Source organism: Streptomyces sp. NPDC002701 (assembly GCF_042889045.1).
GTDB lineage: Bacteria > Actinomycetota > Actinomycetes > Streptomycetales > Streptomycetaceae > Streptomyces.
The window spans coordinates 163105-184496 of record NZ_JBIAQL010000013.1 but is presented as its reverse complement, the minus strand read 5'-3'; the positions used below and the strand labels follow the sequence as shown (position 1 = coordinate 184496).

General features: G+C 66.9%; 11 protein-coding genes. 8 read left to right on the top strand and 3 right to left on the bottom strand.

All coding sequences use genetic code 11. The annotated features are described in order from the left end of the window. The first annotated feature begins 18 nt into the window (after window positions 1-18). The 5 genes from ACFYXC_RS28935 (at window position 19) to ACFYXC_RS28915 (ending at window position 6565) form a co-directional block, all read left to right on the top strand. On the top strand, window positions 19-1959 hold the full coding sequence (locus tag ACFYXC_RS28935; RefSeq protein ID WP_389554817.1) for an ATP-binding cassette domain-containing protein: 1941 nt from the start codon (window positions 19-21) through the stop codon (window positions 1957-1959). Window positions 1960-2069: 110 nt separating this feature from the next. Next, window positions 2070-3365, top strand: coding sequence for a methyltransferase, FxLD system (gene fxlM / locus ACFYXC_RS28930; protein ID WP_389554815.1), 1296 nt, complete (start codon window positions 2070-2072; stop codon window positions 3363-3365). A gap of 466 nt (window positions 3366-3831) precedes the next feature. After that, a complete protein-coding gene (locus ACFYXC_RS28925; RefSeq protein WP_389554814.1) occupies window positions 3832-5307 on the top strand; it encodes an NUDIX domain-containing protein in 1476 nt (491 codons plus the stop codon). Then, window positions 5304-5621 carry a hypothetical protein gene (locus ACFYXC_RS28920; protein WP_389554812.1) on the top strand — a complete coding sequence of 106 codons (318 nt, stop codon included), beginning with the start codon at window positions 5304-5306 and terminating at the stop codon, window positions 5619-5621. The genes ACFYXC_RS28925 and ACFYXC_RS28920 overlap by 4 nt, the downstream gene beginning before the upstream one ends. Window positions 5622-5674: 53 nt before the next feature. Beyond that, window positions 5675-6565, top strand: a complete 891-nt coding sequence (locus ACFYXC_RS28915; protein ID WP_389554810.1) for a M15 family metallopeptidase — start codon at window positions 5675-5677, stop codon at window positions 6563-6565. Between the two features lie 621 nt (window positions 6566-7186). On the opposite strand, the gene ACFYXC_RS28910 is transcribed toward ACFYXC_RS28915, so the two are convergent. From ACFYXC_RS28910 to ACFYXC_RS28900, 3 genes are all read right to left on the bottom strand, one after another. Then, entirely contained in the window at window positions 7187-10264 is a 3078-nt protein-coding gene (locus ACFYXC_RS28910; RefSeq protein ID WP_389554809.1) for a type I restriction endonuclease subunit R, read from the bottom strand. 3 nt (window positions 10265-10267) lie between these two features. Then, window positions 10268-11380 carry a hypothetical protein gene (locus ACFYXC_RS28905; protein ID WP_389554807.1) on the bottom strand — a complete coding sequence of 371 codons (1113 nt, stop codon included), beginning with the start codon at window positions 11378-11380 and terminating at the stop codon, window positions 10268-10270. Between the two features lie 196 nt (window positions 11381-11576). After that, window positions 11577-13148: an N-6 DNA methylase gene (locus ACFYXC_RS28900; protein WP_389554805.1), complete on the bottom strand. Its 1572-nt coding sequence runs from the start codon at window positions 13146-13148 to the stop codon at window positions 11577-11579. A 704-nt stretch (window positions 13149-13852) separates the two neighbouring features. Here ACFYXC_RS28900 and ACFYXC_RS28895 point away from each other — a divergent pair. Genes ACFYXC_RS28895 through ACFYXC_RS28885 form a run of 3 tightly spaced genes read left to right on the top strand, consistent with a single transcriptional unit; the run spans window position 13853 to window position 21098 of the window. Beyond that, window positions 13853-15151 (top strand): hypothetical protein, encoded by a 1299-nt coding sequence (locus tag ACFYXC_RS28895; protein WP_389554803.1) that lies wholly within the window; start codon window positions 13853-13855, stop codon window positions 15149-15151. Then, the gene (locus ACFYXC_RS28890; protein WP_389554801.1) at window positions 15148-18456 is read left to right on the top strand and encodes a hypothetical protein; all 3309 of its coding nucleotides are present in this window, start codon (window positions 15148-15150) and stop codon (window positions 18454-18456) included. The genes ACFYXC_RS28895 and ACFYXC_RS28890 overlap by 4 nt, the downstream gene beginning before the upstream one ends. Then, window positions 18456-21098 (top strand): pPIWI_RE module domain-containing protein, encoded by a 2643-nt coding sequence (locus ACFYXC_RS28885; RefSeq protein ID WP_389554800.1) that lies wholly within the window; start codon window positions 18456-18458, stop codon window positions 21096-21098. Before ACFYXC_RS28890 ends, ACFYXC_RS28885 begins: the two co-directional genes overlap by 1 nt. Window positions 21099-21392: the final 294 nt, after the last annotated feature.

Genomic DNA, 21392 nt, shown 5'->3' with positions numbered 1-21392 from the left:
ACCGTCCCAGGGGGAACGATGACCTCGGCCGTTGCACAGGACCAGCCGCCGCGACCACCGAAAGGGACCGCGCCGGACGACGAACCGCAGGAGGCCACTGTTCGAGAGGAGGAATACCTCTACCGCGACGAGTCACGCCTCCAGGCCGGCTCCCAGCTGACCTCCCGCACCATGGCGCGCCGCCTGCCCTCACTGGTGCGGCGCTCCGTACAGATGGCCTGGGGCGTGGACCGCGGTGCGACCATCGGACTGCTGGTGTGCCAGATCGGGACCGGCATCCTCGCAGCTCTTGGCCTCCTGGCCGTCACGGGCACGATCACCGCGCTGATCTCCGCGGGCGACATCACCGAAAGGCTGTGGGATGCCGCTCCGCAGCTGGCCGTGATCACCGCTGCCACCGGTCTGCGCGCGATGCTGGGGATCGCAGTCGTCTGGCTCACCGGCCGACTGCGCCCCGTGCTCGGCCGGGCCGCGGAAGTGACGATGGTCGAGGCCGCGCTCGGCGCGGAACTGGCCGCCAACAACAAGCCCGGCTACAACGACGCCTATGACATCGCCGACCGCGGCGCCCAGGTCACCCCGGACCTGGTCGAGGAAGCGCAGGACGTCCTCGCAGCCACCGCGACACTCGCGGCCGGCGCCGCCGTGCTGACCGTCCTGCATCCGCTGCTCCTTCCCCTTCTCTTCCTCGCGTGCCTGCCGCAGGCCGCCGCCTACGTCCGCTCCGCCCGCGTGATCTACCTCGCCGGCCTGGAGACCTCCGGGCGGCGCCGGATGCTGGGCAAGCTGCGCTGGCACATGGCCTACATGGAGTCCAGCGAGGAGATGCGAGCCTGTTTGGCCGGTCCCTTCCTGATCGGCCGGTACCGAAAGCTGGCCGCCTCCGTCAACGCGGCCGAACGCCAGGCCGCGAACACCGGAGCTTGGATGGGTCTGGCCGGAGCCGTGGCCGGCGGGGTTGCCTCGCTCGCGGTGTGGACGGCGCTCCTGTGGCTCCTGGCGTCGGGACGGATGGGCCTGGCGGCGGGCGGCGGCGCCGTCTTCGCCCTCCAGACCGCCACCGGCTCGGTGCGAGGCATCATCAACGGCGGGGCCCGCCTGGTGCGCACCGGATGGTACGTGCAGGACTGGCAAAACTTTCTCGACAACGCCCACGGACAGGCCATGGCCGACTCCCGTGGCACCGAGACGGTGGCTGCCGCCCCGCAGCGCTTCGAGGTCCGCAACGTCACCTACCGCTACGACGGCGCCCCCAAGGACAGCTTGAGCGAGGTCTCCCTTCACGTGAAGCGCGGTGAGATCGTGGCGCTGGTCGGGGAGAACGGCTCCGGCAAATCCACCCTCTCCCGCTTGCTGTGCGGGCTGTTGCTGCCCACCGAGGGTGACGTGGCCTGGGACCACGTCTCCACGGCGGACCTCGATCCATGGGGAGCGTGGGAGCATGTCGCGCTGGTGCCGCAGAAGTTCACGTACCTGCCGCTGACGATGCGCGACAACATCACGTTCGGGCAGGGCGACACCAGCGATGCAGCGCTGCTCGCCGCGTGCGAGGCATCCGGCGCCGCAGAGATACTGCCGGGCCTCCGCTCCGGCCTGAACACCCTCCTGACCAGCGAATGGTTCGGCGGGCAGCAGCTCTCCGGCGGGCAGTGGCAGCGCCTCGTTCTCACCCGCGCCTTCCACCGGCAGGCAGCGCTGCTGGTGATGGATGAACCCACGGCCGCCCTCGACGCCCGTGCGGAACACCGGATCTTCTCCGGCCTGCGCGAACTGGCCAAGGACCGATCCATTCTGCTAATCACGCACCGGCTCACCAATGTGGCCGTCGCCGACCGGATCGTGGTGCTGGACGAGGGACGAATCGTCCAGGAGGGCACCTACGCCCAGCTCACCCAGCAGCCAGGGCTGTTCCGAACTCTGTGGGAGCTACAGCGCCGGATGAGCAGCAACACCCCCTGACCACCCCGCCCGCGGCAGGACACCGCTCTGCCAGGCAAGTGAACCAGCCTGCTGCCGATCCTCCCTGCTCCCCATGCTTCAACCGTCCGACGGACACCGGAAGGAATGCCGTGACGACTTCATCGGCCACCGAAGTCAGCGACGCGAGCGAGCTTCGCCACCAGCTCGTCGAGCAGCTCCGTGCCAACAACCACATCCGCTCCGCCGCAGTTGAGCGCGCCTTCCGAACCGTGCCCCGGCATGCTTTCGCTCCTGAGGTCCCCCTCCTCTCTACGTACGCCGACGATATCGTCGCCATCCGCCACAGCGACGACGGAACCATCACCAGCTCCATCTCCGCGCCCTGGCTGCAAGCCGACATGCTCGAAGCCGCCCGCATCCAGCCCGGTCACCGAGTCCTGGAGATCGGCTCCGGTGGATACAACGCCGCCCTGATCGCCGAACTCGTCGGTCCGACCGGTTACGTCACCACCCTCGACATCGACCCGGTAGTCACCCAGAGAGCCGCCCGCTTTCTACCCGAGACCGGATACAGCCAGGTCAGCGTGGTCACCGCGGACGCCGAGCACCTGCCCTCCGAGGTGGTGCCGGAAGGCGGATTCGATGCCATCGTGGTCACCGTCGACACCTGGGACCTGCCCTGGCTCAACGCCTTGGCCGAAGGGGGCCGTCTCGTCGCGCCACTGCGCCTGCACGGTTACCGCTGGGCCATCGGTTTCACCAAGGGTAAGGATGCGCTGCACAGCGACGAACCGCTCGTCGTCTGCGGCTTCGTCGCTATGCAGGGTGCCGGCGCCTGGAACCCCAACCGCCACACCGTCCACGGCACCGGAGTCCACCTCTCCTGGGAAGACGGCACCCCGCTGTCCGTGGATCAACTCGCCCCCGCCCTCACCGGCCAGCCGACCGTCACCCGCACTGGCATCACGGTCGGGGGCCAAGAGCCCTTCGACCTCCTCACGCTCTACCTCGCCGGCGCCCTGCCCGGCTTCTGCCGCCTGGCAGTCGACCCCGACGGCGACCACCAGGTCCTCAACCCTCCGCCCCAGCACTGGCCCGCCGCCGCCATCGTCCGCGGAGCCTCCCTCGCCAGGCTGGCCCATGAGCGCATCGCCGACGGTGACGACGGCAAGGGCCGGTACGAGTTCGTCGTCCACGGGTACGGCGACCACGGTCACCTCGTCGCGCGGGAGATGGCCCAGCACGTCGAGATCTGGCAGCGCAACCATCGCGGCGCCCGCTGCCCCTTCATCAGCGCCCGCCCTGCAGTCGGCCGTGCTCCGGCGGGCCCGGCCCACGAGCCGCACGTGTTCGCCAAAAAGCACACCCGCATCACCGTGGACTGGCCGATCATGCCTGCCAGAACCGCCCGTGCCACCGTCCTCGAAGGAAGCGACGCCCGTTGAACGACGGTGCCTCCTGATCACCGCCTGCCATCCCGTGCTGCACGTCCACCCGTCCATAGTCGTGAAAGACAGAGACCCGTGTCCTCCCGTCTCCCCTTCGGCTCACGTCACACCGGATGCAGCTCTGCCCGCGGCGCAGTACGCCGCGGCCCGGTACGCTGCGTGGCTCGGTGCAGCCGCGATCATCACCGACGAGGTCTGCCGGGGCTGCGCTTGGCCGCTCGGGTCACCGCCATCGGGCTGGCGGCCGTCGACCCCGCCACCGGCCGCCCCTTCGCCCGCCTGCTCGCCGCCCCCGCCCGGGGCACGGCACGCCCAACTCGCCGTGGACACGGCATGTGAGCGCTGGGGCCTGCCCGCCGCGTCACCCGCTGCCATCGAGGCGATCCTCGCGGAGGGGATGCGACTGAGCTGACCCGAACCCGTCCCGTCTCCTCCCGCTCCACACCCCTCTGAGGTAGTCCCCATGTCGTTGTCGCACCACCGCATCCGCATCTCCGTCGATGCCTACCTCGCTCGCCACCCTCGCGAGCGCGAGCAGCTCGGCGTCCTCTTGGACGCCCTCGACCGGACCGGCGAGAACATCGCCAGCCGCTCGACCTTCGCCGGCCACGTCACCTGCAGTGCGATCGTCGTCGACCAGCTCGGCTGCGTGCTGCACGTGCTGCACCTGGCCAGCGGGCTGGTACTCGCCCCCGGCGGCCACACCGAGCCCACCGATGACTCCTTGGCAGCGGCGGCGCTGCGGGAGCTGGCCGAGGAGACCGGCATCCCGCCCCGGGCCGTCACGTCGTGGCCCGGCTACGAGACTGTGCCGTTGGACATCGACATCCACGACATCGACGCTCACTCGGGCAAGGGTGAACCCGAGCACCAGCACTTCGACTTCCGGTTCCTCTTCCGTCTGCGCACCGCGACCGAAGTGCCGGTCGTGCTGCAGGAGGAAGAGATCGGCGGCATCGAGTGGCATCCCGTGGACCGGGTGACCTCGCCAACTCTGCGCGAGAAGCTGCTCAAGCTCCCGCTCCGGGCCGAACCGGAGACGGCCAACGCCTCGGCCCTGATCTACAACGATCGCGGCGAGTACCTGCTCCACCTGCGCGATTACTTCCCCGGCCAGATCTGGGAGCCGGGCATGTGGTCCCTGTTGGATGGCGGCCGCGAGTCTCAGGACGCCACCCTGGAACACACCGTCCGGCGTGAACTGGCCGAGGAAGCCGGCCTCGACCTCGCCTACCTCGCTCCGTTCGGCACCGAGCATGCCACCGACGACGCCGGCGCGACCGTACCCATCGCCATCTACGCAGGCCGTTGGAACGGTGACCCGCGCGAACTCCATTTGACCGAAGGGGTGATGCTCGCCTGGTTCGCTCCCTCGGATCTTCACCGCCTCCGCATCGCGGACACCACCAGCGACCTCGTACGGCGCCACGCCACCAGCCTTCCGGCGACGCAGAGCGGGTCTGAACCTGAGGAGGAAAGTCCGGCATCACCGCACGGCACGGTCCCCAACATCATCGGCGTCCACCTCTATCTGGAACGGCCCGACGGGACGGTGCTGCTCGGGCTGCGCCACCCCAGCTCCCCGTTCGCGCCGTCCACCTGGCACGTCCTGGCCGGCCACTGCGAACAGGAGAACGCCATCGCCTGCCTGATCAGGGAGGCACGCGAGGAAGCCGGCCTGCACATCGAGCGCAAGGACGTCGAACTCGTCCACGTCGTCCACCACATCGGCAAGCCCAGGAACCCGCCCCGCATGGGCCTGTTCTTCCGCGCCCGCGCCTGGAGCGGCGAGCCGGAACTGCGCGAGCCGGACAAGTGCACCCAGTGGAAATTCTGGGACCCCGCCAGCCTTCCCGACGATCTCGTCCCCTACACCCGACTGGCTATCGCGAAGATCCAGAACGGCGAGCTGTACAGCGAGACGGGCTGGCCCGCATGACCGACACACCGACCAGCGCGCCCCGCCACGTACCCGCTGCGGCAGCGGTCGGACGTCCCGACACCCGCCTCGTAGTGATCCGCGGAAACTCGGCGTCGGGCAAGTCGAGCGTGGCCCAGGGCCTGCGAGATCACTACGGCCGGGGTGTCGCGATCGTGGGCCAGGACGTGATCCGGCGAAATGTGCTGCGCGAGCACGACACCACGGGCGGTGCAAACATCGCCCTGCTGGGCAGGATCGCCCTCACGCCCTGGATGCCGGGTTTCACGTCGTACTCGAAGGGATCCTCTACGCCGACCGCTACAGCCACATGATCACGTCGCTGGTCGGGGACCACCGTGGTGTCTCAGCCTGCTACTACCTCGACGTGCCTCTGGAAGTGACTCTGGCCCGGCACGCGTCGAAAGCGGATGCCGTGTACCTGGAGCAGGTCACCGACAACCATCTCATCTCCTGGTACCGCGAGCTGGATCTGCTCCCCGGCGGTTTGGAGACCATGGTCCCGGCCGACAGCACGCTGCAGGAGACCGTCGCCCGGAGCGTGCGCGAATCCGATCTGACCGCTGCCTCCGCCCCGCCACCGCAGTGCACGCCATCACAGGGAGATCCGATGAACCTGGTGTTGATGTCCGATCCGCAGGTCGCCGCGATCCCGGTGCGCGAGTGTGGAGAGTCGCTCGTCGACGTGCGTGACCACGACGTCCGCGTCGACACCCGAAAGCGAGACCCGGTGGGCGCGTTCGCCCACGTACGTGAAGGCGTCCTCACCCGGCTGAAGCACGCGCGCTCGCTCCTGCCCGCCGGTACCGACCTGCTGTTCATCGAGGGCTACCGGCCGCTGGCCCTCCAACAGCGCTACTTCACCGAGTACCGCGACGAGCTGGCCGCCGTCCACCCCGACTGGACGCCTGAGCAGCTGCACCAGGCCGCCAGCCGGTATGTGTCGCCGCCGGAGATCGCGCCTCACTCCGCGGGCGCGGCTGTGGACGTGACCCTCGTCGACCAGGACGGCCATGAACTCGACCTCGGAACCCGCGTCAACGCCTCCCCAGAGGAGAGCGACGGGGCGTGCTTCACGCACGCCCCGAACCTCAGCGACCAGGCACGCCACCGTCGCACGCTGCTGCTCGACGCGATGGAGGGCGCGGGTTTCACGAATTACGGAACCGAGTTCTGGCACTTCTCGGTGGCGGACCGGTACGACGCGCTGATGCGGCAGGAGCCGCACGCGCGCTACGGACCGATCGAACTGCCGTAGCGCGTCGGCAGACTCGTCCGCTTCCTCGCCACCCACTCCGATCAGGACACGCAGGAGCGCGGCTACCGCCCGTGGTCGATCGAGACCCCACGACTGCGACGGACGGAAAGCATCGAACGGAGGAACGTATGCCTGACGACACCCAGCAGGCGATCCCAGCAGTCCCGGCGGCCGGAGACGCAGCGCCTGAGCACCAAATGCACCCGCTCGGGCGGTACTACCGCCAAGCCGGCACGCAGGGCCTGCTCGGCCCCCTTCTCCGCCGCGTCCCCCAGACGGGATTCACGAGCAGCCTGTCCCCAGGCGTACTCGCGAGGCTGTGAGACTTGGGCGCGCCATAGAGAATGCGCAGCCGCCAGTTGCCCCGCACAGACTTCGTGGAATCCAAGCCGTGATCAGCAGCAGCCCGGCCGCGTGAATCTTCCAGCGTGTCCGTTCCCCAGACGCGGCCCGATGCATGCCGTGTTCGTAGGGTGCGTCGTACGGGTGGATCAACGTGGGATACAGCAGGCGCCTTCTGAAGCGCCCGCTTCATTCTGAGAAACAGCGCTTCTCCGAGTCTGCATCGCCCTGCACTATGAGCCCGGCAACCGACACGGGTTGCCGGGCCTCATCGCATTGTCAGTCAACGAGGTAGTGGGCTTCGACGTAGGCGACGGTGGAGCCGTACGGTTCGCCCACCGGCTTCAACATGTACCGGCGGAAGACTGCGGCGGTTGCACGGCGGACACCGCGATTGCGTGCCTCGGCGTTGTCCCATGACTGGGCGAGGGTGCGCTTGACCACCTGGTCGATCTCCTCGGCCAGGTTTTGCTCCGTGACGGTGAGGCCGGGCGGCGCGTGGTCGTGGATGATCCGTGACAGGACACCTACGTGGTCGTCGTCAAGTACGACGGCTTCGTCGGGGTGCTTCTCGGCGTTCACGATGGCACGGGCGACCCGGAGTGCTTCGGCCAGGAACTCCAGGGCGTCCTGGGCGTTCTGGATGATCCGGTCCCGCAGTTGCCTGATCCGCTCTGCCAGGGCGGTGTACTTCGCGGACCCCGGTTCGACGCCTTTCTCAAGGGCGGCCTTGATGTGGTCCAGGATCTCCGCCGCAGACGGCGGCCTCTTGTCCTCGCTATCGTCCTTGTCGGGCTTGGGACGGACGAGGGCCAGCAGCTCCTTGAGGATCGTGATGCCCTGGGCATCCAGGACGAGGGCTTCTTCCTGGGAGGCGGCCACCGAGAAGGAGTGGACGTGGGCGTTGATTATCTCCAGGACCATCGGCCCCAGCTCGCCCAGTCTCTCCTTCCTTTCCTCGTCGGAAGACTTCTTGAACAGGGTCGTGTACGCAGACCCGAAGAGCCCGAACCCGTCCTGGTACTTGGCGACCCGCTTGTCCGTGTTGATGAGCGGGTACAGGCGGGCCAGAAGCCGGTAGTTCTTGCTGAAGACCTCAGCGGCGTCAGGGTTGGCGTCCAGGAAGCCGTTGATGACACGTACGGACTCGTATCCGTGAGCCGTGAGGTCGAGACCGTCCACATCTGCGAGGAGGTCTTCGATGCGGGCAAAGGTGGTGCGGAACTCGGCGACCAGATCGGTCAGGTCGGTGACGAACCCACCGCCCTTGCCGGCGGACCCCTCCGAGGTGGGGTCGACCACCGCACGCTGGACCTCTTCGGCCAGGCTGATGTAGTCCACGACCACGCCGGTGGTCTTCACGAAGCCGGCCGGGGAGATCCAGGTGCGGTTCGGGCGGGTGATCGTCTGGAACAGATTGTGAGCCTTCATTGGCTTGTCCAGGTAGAGGACGCCCTCGTTGGGGGCGTCGAACCCAGTCATCAGCTTGGCCGTCACGACCAGGAAGCACAGTGGGTCATCGGGAGTGAGGAATCGCCGCTTCTGGTCCTCCTCGTCGACCTCGGAGAGCCGGTAGGGCCGCATGGCCGCTTCCTCGGTCTTGGCGTCCGAGACGTGGATATTCACCTCTGCGGTGATCCGATCGTGCTTGCCGACCTCGGCGAGTACCTGCGATGCCTCGAAGCCAGTCAGCAGCTCGTTGATCTTGTCCGTGTATGCCACGGCCAGCTCACGGTTGTAGGCGACGACCTGCGCCTTCAGCCCGTTGCGATAGGTGCCGGCCAGGTAGTGGTCCACGATGTCCTGGCAGACCGTGTGGATGCGTTCGGGGTTGGCGAACACCGAGGTGAGGCGCCCGAACTTGCGGGACAAGGTTTCACGGTCGGGGTCGTCGAGGTCAAATTCGTCGGCGAACTGGTCGAACTCGGCCTGTAGGGCCCGGTCGTTCATCTCGAAGGTGACCGGGTGCGGGTCCAGCATGACTGGAACGGTTGCCTCGTCCTGGAGAGACCGGGACACCGAATACCGGTGCAGCACCCTGTTCGGGTCGGTCTCCTCGCCGAAGAGGGCGAAGGTGTTGGTGGCGAGGTTCCTGACGGGTGTGCCGGTCATGCCGAAGAACTTCGCGTGCGGCAACGCTGCGCGCATCTGCCCCGCCAGGGACTCTTCCTCGGATGACTGGGTGCGGTGTGCCTCATCGACCAGCACGATGATGTTGCGGCGGGTCGACAGGTTCTTGCCGGCGTCGGCGAACTTGTGGACAGTCGTGGAGATGACGCCGCGCACATCGTCAGCCAGCAGGGAGCGCAACTCCTTGCTGGTGGAAGGTTGGTGGAAGTAGGCGTCGCCCATCGCGGAGGTGAACACCCCGGAGGTTTGGCGCACGAGCTGGGTTCGGTCCGAGAGCAGGATGATCGTGGGCGACTCGGTGCGGGTGTCAGCCAGTAGCAGCGAAGCAGCGAACACCATCAGCAGCGTCTTCCCGCTGCCTTGGTGGTGCCAAACCAGACCTTTCTTGCCGTCGGCCAGGACCCGCCTGTGGATCAGATGGGCGGCCTCCATCTGTGGGTAGCGGGGCAGATACTTTTTGTCCGCCCCGCCTCCAGAGGTGTCGAACAGGGTGAAATTGGCGAGCATGTCCAAGACTGTGGCCGGGTTGAGCAGCAGCTCGACGGAGCGCTGCACGTCGGCCTGCCCGGACAGGTTCTCGTCGTCGTCAGTGGATCGGAACGGCTGCCACAGGTTCAGGGGCGCACCAGCGGCACCGAACCGCAGCTTCAGCCCGTCGGAGGCGACAGCGAAGACATTGGGGGTGAAGAACCACGGGTATTCGGTGGCGTACACGTCGTTGATCTCGCGTGCGGCGTCGGCCCACCCGGACTTAGCGGTCGGTGACTTCACCTCTACGACAACGAGGGGCAGGCCGTTGGCCCAGTACACGAGATCGAACCGGCGGGGGGTTTTGCCGGGGATGGTTATGGTCACCTCGTCCGACACGACCAGGGTGTTGGTGGTCGGGTGCTCGAAATCGATGACCTTCAAGGCGTGCCACACGCCGTCGGCGCCCCGGAACTCCTTGTGCCCGCGGAGCAGTTCCAGCACCTGCTCGTTGGCTCGCACCAGCCCGCCTTCGACGGCGTTGACCGTGGCGATGACCTCCTCGACCACGGCGTCCACGTCGAACCCGTCGATCACCTCAGGGTTGAGTCGGACGATGGCGTCCCGCAGCTGGCCGGCGAGCACCGTCTGTGTCGTCTCACGTGGCAGCGACCTGCCCGCTTTGTAGCCCCATCCCATCGGGAGGGACCACTGAATCATCGAGTTCTGGAACTCGCGCTCCCGAATGCCCTTTGCCACGGCTCAGACCCCCAGTTCGACAGACTCGATCTCGATGCTGCGGTCCAGCAACCCCGCAAATAGCCCCGACCGGACCCGACGAAGACGGGCTTCCTCAGCACGAGCGGCCATGATCGTTTCGGCCACAGCGTTGCACCGCTGGACGTACTCACTCTGTTCTGGAAGCGACGGAATGGGCACTCGAACATTACCGAAACCGCGCTTATTGATCTTGACCATCGACTTACTCGTTCCACCGGCAGTACCGGAGATACTGGGCCGCAGTTCACGCGACGACAAAGCATGCTCCAGGTAGTCCGCGCGAACGCGAGACTCGTCCACACGAAGGCGCCAGATCAGGTCAGGCATGAACGTCCCCTCGGGCACGTCCCTTGCGACGGCAACAAAGCCCACGCGCTCCGGAGTGTTGGCACGCGTGATGAGTAGGTCTCCGTTCTTCACCACATGATTAAGGGAGAACGCGGCAACCTCTGTAACGGTCTTGGCCTCAGAGGGTTTGAACCAACCATGCTGTACCGCACTGAGCTTCAAGATTCGATACTCGTCCTCAGCACAGGCTTCCCCTCCAGCCTGGACGCTCCTACCGCTTTCGATCCCCAGCAGTACGTCGCTGATGGGCTGATGATCCACCTCTGGTAGGTCCGAGCGCATCGACTCCAGAATCCCCTCCAGCGCCTCGGACTCGGTTTTCAGCGCGGTAAGCAGGTCATCAACTGCTCCCAGTACCTCGACGATCCGCTTCTGCAGAGACAGTGGCGGGATATCCATGACGATGTTGAGGAAGTCGGCTGGCTTCACACGCTCACGCCTTCCCCCCATACCTTTGGAAGCACCCTGCAGGGCGTCCCACATGCTCTGAGTCGTGGTCAGGATGCGGAAGAAGTTGGGGTCTGCATCGGAAGCGAATGCAAAGGTGGGGAACTCCTGCGAGGCGAACGATTCTGACAGGTCGCCAGGCGTGACGGTGATCGCCCCTTCGAACGCCTTAAGGCGGCTGTAAACGAGCATTCCAGGGCGGATCCGGTTGAGCTTCTTGTATGAGGTTGAACTACCCGCAACGGGATCGCGATAGAGCAGTCCCCGCCCTCTATTCAATACCCCGACGGTCGGGTACATGCGTGATGGCTCCACGTCCACGGATTCCACATCCAGGGCGAGGAACCGAGCCAAGGGTGCACGGAGCCAGCCTGCCCGGGCCTCGGCGGCATTCCCATCATCGGCAGGGGCGCCCGCGTCTCTCTGACTCTGCGATGGAACCGCCCCCTGACTGGATGGAGGAGTGTCCAGGTCACCCAAGTCAATCTGCTGCCAGTCACTCATCGAAGCCCTCGATCCCAGCGGCAGAGAGAACCGAGAGCATGCGCTGCTCGGCCTTTTGGCGCTCGGCTCGGGCGATGTTGTAGACGTCGATGAGGGTGCCGAGGTCTTCCTTTTCGGCGGCAGCCTGTTTGATGTAGCGGCCGATGTTGAGGTCATACCCGTTGGCCAAGATCTCGGCCATCGGGACGAATCGCGAGGGCAGGTCTCCCGCTCTGCCGGAATCCCCTTGGGCGCCGTTACCAGCATGGCCAGATCGGTAGGCGGCTACCGTGTCGGCAATATCAGCGCCCGTGAGAATGTTGCGGTTCTTGATTTTGGTGAACCGCTTGGAAGCATCGATGAACAATACACCGTCCCGCCGCTCTTTGACCTTGACGCCAGGGGCACGGAAAACCAAGATCGCCGTGGGGATGGCTGTCGAGTAGAAAAGGTTCGCGGGCAGGCCAATGACCGCTTCGATTAGGTCGTCGTCGAGAACGCGCTTGCGGATAGCTGCTTCTTGGCCGCTTCGGAAGAGTACGCCGTGCGGCAGGACGACGCCGGCGCGACCCTTCTTCGGATCCATACTGGCGATCATGTGCTGCACGAATGCCCAGTCCGCCGACGACTGTGGGGCGACCCCGCCCATGGCGCGAGGGTCGTTAGTCCAGGGCTTCCACTTCATGCTGTAGGGAGGATTGGCGACAATCACGTCGAATTGCTTGACGGACCCGTCCGGCTTCTTGAAGCGCGGATCCCTCAGGGTGTCGCCGACCTCGACCTTAAAATCGGTCAGGTTATGCATGAAGAGGTTCATGCGGGCCACACCTGCCGTGTCCGTTACCGCCTCCTGCCCGTTCAGGCTGAGTGTGTATCCCCGCCCGCCGTGGGACTTCAGGAGACTGGCGGCAGCAATGAGCATGCCGCCTGATCCGCAGGTCGGGTCGTATACCGACTCGTGGTTCTTGGGAGCCAGTAGTTCGATGATCAGCTCGACGACCTCGCGCGGGGTGAAGAACTGGCCAGCGCGGGTGCCGGAACCGTCGGAGAAGCGCTTCAGCAGGTACTCATACGCTCCGCCGAGCACGTCGTGGGACATGTTGCCCTCGTGCATCTTGGGAGTGCGGTCCATCGCCCGCATGACTGACGCCAGCACCTCCCCTGGTAGCACCGCTTCGGAGGTCCAGGTCATTGACCCGAACAAGCGGGAGAACTTGTCAGGGTTGGCCGACTCGATGGCCTGAAGGGAAGCGCGAACCCGCTGTCCGAGGCCGTGCTGGGCGACGGTGGCCAGGATGGATGACCAAGAGGCGCGGAGCTCGGCGACAGTAGCAGGGAAGATAATGGGGATCTTGAACGTCTGGTAGTTGCTGTACTCGACCTCGTCGGCTTCCTCGGCTGAGAGGTTAAGGTCCTCGTTCTCCTTGAGGAAGGTCTGGTGCGTGTGCTCCCAGGTATCCGACAGGTACTTCCAGAACATCAGAGGGAAGACGACGGAGGAGTACTGCGCTTCGGGCATCGCGACGCGCAGCTCGTCGGCGGCGTCCCACAACCGGTTCTCGATCTCCTGCTGGGTCACTGCCATCAGTCGGGGGTGTCCTTGCTCGTCAAAAGGTGGCGACCCGAAGGCCATGAAATCCTGGTGGTCACCCTATTTAGGCGCGGGCTCTGCGCGTCCACACCAGGCTTGGCCTGCCGGGTGAGCACACGCGGAGCGTCGCGCTCCCTGCGCGGGAGACTCACAGACGATATCTGCCTCCCCAGAACCACGAAAAACGGCAAACGACGCAGCCATCGGAGCGCACCTTGCGGCGCCCTCGGGCATATGCGCGCGGGTAGCCGACGGCGCCCTGCACACCCCCTGTCGCCACTGCGAGGTTCGCCCGCCGGACCCCAGCGCTCGAGAGCTGCCCGCACCAGACCGCCCGACGGCTCGCCCCGGGCGAGGGACCGGGCTCGCTCCGATGCATTTTCGGCTCGCGAGAGGCAGGGACCGTTGACAGACCGTCACATCTAAGCTCATGTGGGCGACTCCGGAGACATCGGCAACAGTGCTACGGCATATCCCACCACCCGCCACTGACAGCGCGGGCCGCGCGCCTTCTCGGAGCCGAAGACAGAGCGGTTTTCAGAGATCCCGATCGAAGAATCCCGCAGGCCGTAGCGCCGCTGTCCACACTGCCGCCCGGCAGCGCCAGCCGACGATAATCGAAATCATGAGCGGATTAATCGCATGTACGTTTGAATCCTGAGGGGCTTTGTCAGTGCGGTCGGGTATACCGGTCGGCTATGAGTGTTGCTCAGGAAGCGGCTGCGTCGGCCTCCGGCGGTACGCAGCCACCGTCGATTGACGGCGACGTTCCAGATGACCACCACCCGGCTGCTGTTGTCCCTGCATCGCGGGACGCCGGCCTCGGCGGAGAGAGAGACCCACGGACCGCTCAGGACGACTACCTGCTGGTGGAGCTGCTGTGTGCGGCCTTGGCGAAAATCCGCCTCGAACGACAGCGGGCCGGCGTTCAAACCCGCGGCACGGACGGGTCGGGGCCATTGCCGCGTGCCTGGCGTGATGCACGCGGCCGGTTGTGGTGGAAGGCGCAGTCACTGGGTTTGGAAGGCCCCAGCAACGACCTGGAGCTATTCGACTGGTGCCGTCGCCCGCTGGGATCGTGGCCTGTACCGCTGTCGCTCACCGAGGGCGATCTCGAAGTGGTGCTGCTGGAGGGTGATGCCCTGTCTGAGTTCGCCGAGCAGGCGGCAGACCTGATCCAGCACGCTGACGTCGAGGCGGAGCTCGTTCAGAATCAGGTTTTTGCCGCCCTGATGCTGTGTGCCCGGATGAACGGTAAGGACGACGACGCTGTCCAGCGGGTCTACTGCCGGTTGCGGCGCCTGCTGATCGACCACCCGGTGCTCCCCGACCGCGAGGTCCAGGCGCTGGCGCGGGAACTACCGGCAGCGGACTCCGACCATGACTCGTTCCTCGCGAAGTTCGTCCGCGTCGCCTACGTCCACCACCCGGTCCAGGCGCCAGGAAAAGTTCGCCTGCGGCGCTGTGCCGCCTGCCGGAATCCGGTTGACGACGGGGCCGTTGGCTGTGGGGCTCCCGGCTGTACAGGGGTGCCGGAGCCGTACGAGGTGACGTGTCTGGGCGCGTATTGGGCCCAGCACCGGGCAACCCGCCAGTTCTTCCACGATCCGGGACTGCTGGAGGGACGGCTGCTGGACCGCCTGGGCGAACTCGCCGACGGCACACTGTGCATCGAGGACTGGCCGTGCCTGGACGCGTGGGATATGGCGTTGACTTTCGAGGCGCGGGAACCGGGTGCAGAGGCGGAGCGCTGGGTCGTCGATGCCAAGGACTGCTCAAGCCCTGCCCTACTCGCCCGGGGCTTTCGTTGCGATCCACGCGTGCCGGCGCGGCGACGCATCATCGTCATCCCCATGCACCGCCTCAGAACTCCCGGCTACCGCGCGGACCTTGAGCGCGAACTGCAGGGCCGCGTTTCCGGCGTCGAAGTCCTCGACGAGAAGACATTCCTGCGGCAGGCCACCGTCCGTGCGCGTCAGGCAGGAGGAACGCGATGAGGGACACCCGCGCCTGGAGCAAGCGACTGGTGAAGGAGCTGACGGACGCCAACGTGCGCCCCCTGCTCGGCCCCCTCAGGCCGTGGGAGATCTGCGCGCTGGAAATGGGCCTGTCGTTCCTGGACGACCATCTGCCCGGCCAGGGCGTCGGCGCGCTGTGGCCGGTGCTGTCCGGTTACATGCGTCTGGATGAGGACCTGGGTCCGCAGCTGCGGACTCTGCGGGAGGTGATGGGCCCGCTTGCCAAGACCGGAACCATGCGGGAGAAGCTCGATCAGTACGTGAAGCTGCCGGTACAGGTGCGGGGCTTCGAACCCTGCGACATGCGCGGCCACAAGCCGGAGTTGTCGACCGTGTTCACCCGGCGGTCCACCCCGTACGCCGCGGCCCGTCATGACCTCTACCGTCAGACGCTGCAGAAAATCGCCCCCTACCAGACGGCGTCCCCGTACCGGCCGGTGCCGCCGGGTTCGGTGTGTTCTTTCGAGCGGGCCGACGGCAGGCGGGAACAGATCCGCGTCCCCGAGACTCTCATCCCGGCGCCGGCACCCGCGGTGCTGTCCGCAGCAGTCTCCCGAGTGCAGGAGCCCATCCACCTCACGCGGAATGACCTCCAGTGGGCTGCTGAACAGATCGATAAACTCCTGGAAGCCCATCCGGAGATCGAAAGCCGGGACTTCGTCAAACGGTTCGAGCAGATGGAAGCCCTCCTGGCCGACCACACCGAAGGTCATCTCCTCGATCAGCAGTGGCGGATGACCATTGACCGCATGTGGCACGTGGTCGGCCTGATGAACAGCGGCAAGTCCACCCTGCTGGACCTGATCGCCTTCATCGTCGCCCGCCGCGGCGGCAAGGTCGGGTTCGTCCTCGCCTCCGGCAGCGACGTGTTCGCCAAAGTCAGCTTCCTGCAGGCCCTGGGCATCGATGCCGTGCCCATCTTCGGACGCACCCGGGAAGGCGTCCACAAGGACCGGTTCTGGCGCTCCCTGCTCCATGACGGCGAGACGACATTCCCCACGGGGCTGGACCCTGCCGCGGCGTTCGCCGACAACCAGTGCTACCTGGAGGAGCTGCGGCTGACCAGCAGGACCGACCGGGCCCCACTGCCCCGCGAGGAGCGGCCCTGCACAGGCCGTCTCACCGTCGTCGGCGAGAGCGGGCGTCGAGACTGCCCGCTTCTGTCCCAGTGTCCTTCGCATACCGCGGCACGCAAGGTTGCCGAAGCACAGGTGTGGGTGACGACCGCGGCGGGCCTGGCCTCGACGAGGATGCCTCAGTCCCATATCGAGGTCCGCGTCGCCGAAGCGGCACAGCACCACCTGTCCGTCCTGCTCGTCGACGAAGCCGACACCGTGCAGCAGCAATTCGACGACCGGTTCCTGCTGCACGAAATCCTTTCCCAGCCCGGCAGGGGCTGGAGTCACCGGGTAGGCGACCGCATCGGGCAGCGGCTGGAGCACTCCTGGTTCCTCGATCTGCTGAACCCGGAGGTGACGGCTGGCGACAAACATTTCCGTCGGCACGATCAGGCACTGACCGAGCTGTACCGGCTGGTCATCGCCTCGGGTGCGGACGCACTGCGCGACGTCATCGCCGAGGGACCGTTCACCGGCTACAGCCTCATGCGGCGCTTGGCCCGCAGCCTTCACGGCCTTGGTGAACGGACTGACTTCACGGACAAGGCGGAACAGGAAGAAGCCGCCGACTACTACTTCGAAGAGCACTTCGCCTCGCTGCTCTCCGCCCCGTTCCAGGCTCCTGCGGCGAACTGGGCCGAGCTGATCGAGGCGATGACGGCAGCCCACGACACTCGTGTATCGGCCCAGGAGGCCGCAGAGGCATGGATCACGACACACCAGCCCGCCATCGACGAGGCGAAGGTCCGAGGCACGCTGGCGGAGTACGCACAACTGCTGCAGGCCGGGGTGTGGGCCGCGCGAATCACGACCTCCTTCTTCGAAGTCGCCCAACGGCTGCACGCCATCAGCTCCTCCCCGATCGGCGACGGAGAGGACTTCTGGAGCCGGCAGCCGCCACGTGACCTGATGCCGTTCGTGCCCGAACAGGCTGCCGGGAACCTGATGGCACTTCAGTGGCAGCCCAACCCCGGTGGTGACAGCGGGTCGTTCAGCATCCTGTGGCTGCGCGGGGTCGGCCGCTGGTTGCTCTACCACCTCCATGATCTCCTGACAACCGAGGGCATCGAGGGACCGCATGTCGTCCTGGCCTCCGCCACCAGCTGGATGCCCGCCTCGCCCCGCTTCCACCTGGACGTCGCCCCGAACCTGGTACTCCGGGAGCCGGCCAAGGCCAGGGCGGCGCTGAAGGAGAGCAAGATGTTCTTCCGCCCGCCGCGCTACCCCGACGGCCGTCCCGTCTTCACTTCGGGCACCGGCGGCGACCCCATTCGCCATGCCCACGCGTTGTGCACGGCCGCCGACTGGATCTGCAACCCGGCCCCCGGTGCGCGCGAGTCCCTGCTCCAGCAGGCCCGTCTGCGGCTGGCCGTCGACCGTCAGCAGGTCCTGTTCACCGTGCAGAGCACCCGCGATGCCCAGACAGTCGCCGACTACATCAACCACAAGACCCCGTACACGGCCCTGCACGTCATTCGCGACGACGACCCGCCCACCCGGCACAGCATCCCAAGGCGCCGCCTGCCCACCTTTGCCGCGTCCGACGCCGACATCCTGGTTGCTGCCGAAGGCGCCGTCCAACGCGGCCACAACATCCTCAACGCCCGCGGCGTCGCAGCCCTCGGCGCGGTGTTCTATCTGGCCCGCATCCACCCACCCGCCGACGATGCCACCTTCCCGCTGTCCCTGCTCAGCCGCGAGGCGATGCGCCGCCTCCGCGACCCGATCGAGCTGGCCGACCCCTCGGTCGATCCCGTCGACCTCGCGCGCAAACTCCGCCACGGCGAACGCCGCCGCTGGCAGCAGCGGGTCGGAGAACCGGTCCTGTTCTCCCGCCTGACCGACCCGGTCGAACACGCAGCGTTCGTCGGCAACTTCCTCGTCCCGCTCCACCAGACAATCGGCCGCGGCATCCGTGGCAACGAACCGGTTTTGGTGTACCTCTGCGACGCTGCCTTCGCGCCCCGCACCGCCACGCTCGACGAAACCGCGGCCGACACTCCCCGCACGAGCGTGATCGTCGCCGCCCAGCAACTCCTGCACGGTTGGCTCACCGATCCAGGCCCGACCGCCACCGCGGCACAGCGCCTCGACCATGAACTCGCCCACGCCTGCTGGGGCCTGGCCTCCCATCTCCTCGACAACATCGACTGGGGTCACCGCTGATGCCCGCCTACCGCGCCACCCAGGCCACCGTGCTCACCTTCGCTACCGGGGCCAGCTGGCCCGTCACCGGCTACCGAGCGACCTGCCCACCGGGGATGCTCAGCCTTCTACAGGACGCCTGGGAAGCCCGCCCCGGCCGTCGAAAGCGCAACGGACCCGACAGCCTGCCCACCAGGTCGCTGAGGGACTTGATCACCCTCATCGACCCGGAGATCACCTCCGTGCAATGGAACCCTCGCCATCCAGCCTGGCTGCGCGCGCGGACCGAGATCGACCCGGATCTGCTGCTGATCGCGCTGTCGGCATGGGCCTCCGCTCATGTGGCGCCCCAGGTGCCGGACACCGACTGGTACGGCCGTCTCGAAGGCGCCGGACAGTTCGAATGGATCCCCGAAGACCTCGACCTCGCCCAGCACGGCCTTCATCTCAACGGCACCGCCAACCCTCCCGCGCACGTCTTCGACCTCCTGCCCAGCCTCGTCGCCGAACATCTCACCACCACCGATCTTCAGCTCCTGGGCCACCACCGTGACCTGCGGCTCGGCCCCACCCAGGCCGACGGCCGCCGCGCCCTGCATCTCGGCCAGCCGGAGCCCCTCATCGATGACGACGGCGCGGCCGGAGCCAGCGTGGACGTCCTCACCCTCCACCTGGAAACCGTGCCGGGGGTCCCTGAAGTCCACCTCCACCTCGACCTGGGCATGACCCGCTTCGCGACGAACGCGCTCGACTACATCCCCCGCCGCGGAAACGGCGACCCCACCGCCAGCGTCCTGCTGTCCGCCAAAGAGGGATTCATCCACCGCCGCGAACGTCCCATGCTCCTGCAGAGCTCCGTCATCATCCGCCGACGCGGACAGGACAGCTCATGGACCTGGCAGCCGGGCGTCGCCAGCATCCTCGCCCGCCTCACCCACCACGAGCCGCCCAGCCTCGACGAACTGCGCGCCGCCCCGGGCAACGCGGCGGCTCAGCCCTTCGCCGCGCACATCGTCCACAGCACCGGCATGACCTACCGCCATCCGAACCAGGACGGCGCCCCGCCGGCTCGTGCCACCCACGACCACCCCGTCGGCCACGGCTACCAGCCCCGCGACCATATGGAGGTCCTCACTCAGGTCGCCCGACAACTGGAGGACAAGGGGCTGGTCCCCATGACGCCCAGCCCCAAGGCACGGACCCGGTCGAAGACACGCCTGCCGATGCATCTGCCCGACTCCCCCACGTACGAACTCGAAGTCTGGGCCTCTTCCGACCGCACCTGGCAAGGTCTACAGACAGCCGCCGCCGACAAACTCGGCCTGACTCCCGCCACCTCAACAGCGGCGTGCGCCAGCTTCACCGGACCGATCAACCTCACCCTCCACCGCCACGACCCGCAAGACTTGACCGCCGGTCTGCCACGCTCCACCGAGTCAGACCCGGCAGCCCGGCGGGCCGCCTACGAAGCCAGCGAGGTCGAACGCACGGCGCGAATCACCCGTGCATTCCCCCGCCTGGCCCACCCCATCGCCTGCATCGTGGAGATGGAAGGCGCGGCCTACTTCTCCCGCACACACCAGCGCGACCCCAAAACCCTCTTCAAGAAAGTCCTCCCGAGCCTGCGCCGCAACGTCCAGGGGCTGCGCCCCATCCCGCCGGCCAACCCCAATCCCAGCAAAGCAGCCCTCGCCAAGTGTTTCCCCGGCACCGACTTCGCGACCACCGACATCGAGCGCGCCACTTCCGCCCTCCGGGACGCCCTCCGCCAGGCCGGACACCTGCCCAAACTCCCCGCCCCACCCGGCATCGAAGGCCCCTTCGAGCTGATCACCGTCTGGCTCGCCCCCGCAGGCGAGCGGATGCTCGTGCCCATGCTGATCCGTCAGCACACCCACGAGGAACCCACGGCACAACTCATGACGACGACGGGCAGCCCCACCGAGCGCCCCATGCCGTTGACCGCCCTACCGGAAGCCCTCGTGGTCGGCCGCGGACGCGTGCCCCGTACCGCACGCGCGGCCCTCGCCGAATTCCTCACCAACGCCCTGTCGCTCGACTCCACCGCCAACCGCCTGCTGCTCGTACGCCGCGCCCGGACGAGCGACAAGGACATCTGGCCCTGGCTACAGGACAGCCGCATCACCTTCGACCAGCTCGTGCTGCCGGGCATCGATCTCACGGCCCCCAACGCGGACCCAGACCGCCGTAAGCCCGGCGACCAACCGGGCCTGCGCATCATCCGGCTACGCGAGCGCAGCGATCGCTCTGCGGTACCCAGGGCCTTCGGTGTCACCCAGGAAATGGTCAGCGCCGGCGACGACACCGACGAGCTGATCCCCGTCACCCGTCACGGACGATTCTCCGGCCTGGTCGAAGTCGGGGAACGCGCCTTCTGGGGCATCAACCCGCGCCCCGATCAGAATCAGACCCCTCTCACGATCACCAAGTTCGACCCGGCCCAGACCGGCAACCGGACCTGGACCTGCTCCAACCCGACCTCCCTGGAGATCGTGCCCGCCTTCCTCCAAGACGGCGACAACCCGGCCGACTGGGCCATGTACATCCAGGCCCAACGACGCCTCCACGCCCACACCGACATCGCCACCACGTGGCCCGCCATCGTCCACCTCGCCGAACTGATGGAGGAATACATCGTCTGATCGGCCAGCCCATGCCGCTGCTGACTGGTCAGGACCGAGCGTGCGCAGCGCCGACCGCATCCGCGCTCACGGCACCGTCCGGCCGGTCAGCTGGTACGACGTCCGGTTCCGCGCGGCGTCGAAGGCGAGCGCGATGCGGTGCACGGATGTCGGTCTTGCAGGGTTCACCCAACACGGATCGTTCCGTATCGTTCGCAGGATGAGGTGGCGGCCCGCCAAGGGCAGGGGCGCGGCCCGCGGGCACACGGAGAACTCAAAGAGAGCTCCGGATGTGGCGATTACGGCTGACCGGCA